1 protein-coding gene is annotated in these 952 nt (G+C 57.0%); it reads left to right on the top strand.

The window, feature by feature from the left end; genetic code table 11:
* Positions 1-145 precede the first annotated feature (145 nt).
* Positions 146-892, top strand: a complete 747-nt coding sequence (locus tag NW843_RS04860) for a DUF3120 domain-containing protein (protein ID WP_414522271.1) — start codon at positions 146-148, stop codon at positions 890-892.
* Positions 893-952: the final 60 nt, after the last annotated feature.

The following is a 952-nucleotide window of genomic DNA, read 5'->3' as shown; positions in this document are numbered from 1 at the left end:
TGAACAGTGATGTTCAGCAGTGTTCAGCGTAAATGTATCAGAGAGAATGCCAGGCCCCCAAGGCTTCCCCGCTCCTGCTGGGGAGAAGAGGGAAGGGCAAAGAAGGTGCTATGTTAACTGATGTAAAGGTTTTTAATATTGCATTTTGTCTTCTACACCTTTTTTACCCCCTCTCCAAGATGAGCCTTGGCTGTCCTCTGAGCGTTTGGCCGGGCTGGATCCCCGCCCTCTCTCGGCTCAAAGGCGTTTTCGATCCCACCATGCCATTGGGGGAGTGGCAGCTCTGCTGGTGTGCCTGCCGGTTTTTGTGCAAGCGCCCCTGGTGCGATATGCCCCTTGGGTCAGTTTGGTGATGTCTTTGGGCTGGTTGGGCCTTAGTTTGCATCTCTACTCCCAGCCCCGTACCCGCCTGTGGGGAGATTTGCTGTACGGCTTTACCCTGACTTGGCTGGCAGGATCCCTGTATTGGGGATGGCTGCGCTTTGAGCCTCTTTGGCACATGCCTGTGGAAGCCTTGGGGATCCCGATTGTCTGGTGGGGGACACGGCGACGGTTTGCCCGCATCGGTACCTGGTTTTATCTCGGCTCCCTGTGGGGTACGGCGGTTACAGATCTCTACATTCACTCGGTGGGGCTGCTGCCTGAGTGGCGGCAGGCGATGCAGTTTGACCGGTTGGAGCAGGCGGTTGTCCCTTTTAGGGCGGCCCTCGACAAAATGGCTACCCCCTGGGGCCTGGGTTGGGGCATCGGCTTGGGCCTTCTGTTGCTGGGTGTTGGATTGTGGAGAGTCCAGGGATCCCGCCGCTTGCACCATTGGGCATTTGCGGGAGCAGTGCTGAATACCCTGTTGGTGGATGGGCTATTTGGCTGGGGGGCAGCTCTGCTGCGGTGAGCTGGGACATCCCCATAACTGATACATTTACGCTGAACACTGCTGAACATCACTGTTCAA

Source organism: Synechococcus sp. R5-12 (genome assembly GCF_047502655.1).
Taxonomy (GTDB): Bacteria; Cyanobacteriota; Cyanobacteriia; order Thermostichales; family Thermostichaceae; genus Thermostichus.
Note: the sequence above shows the minus strand (reverse complement) of the source record. Positions and strands in the feature narration are given on the sequence as shown.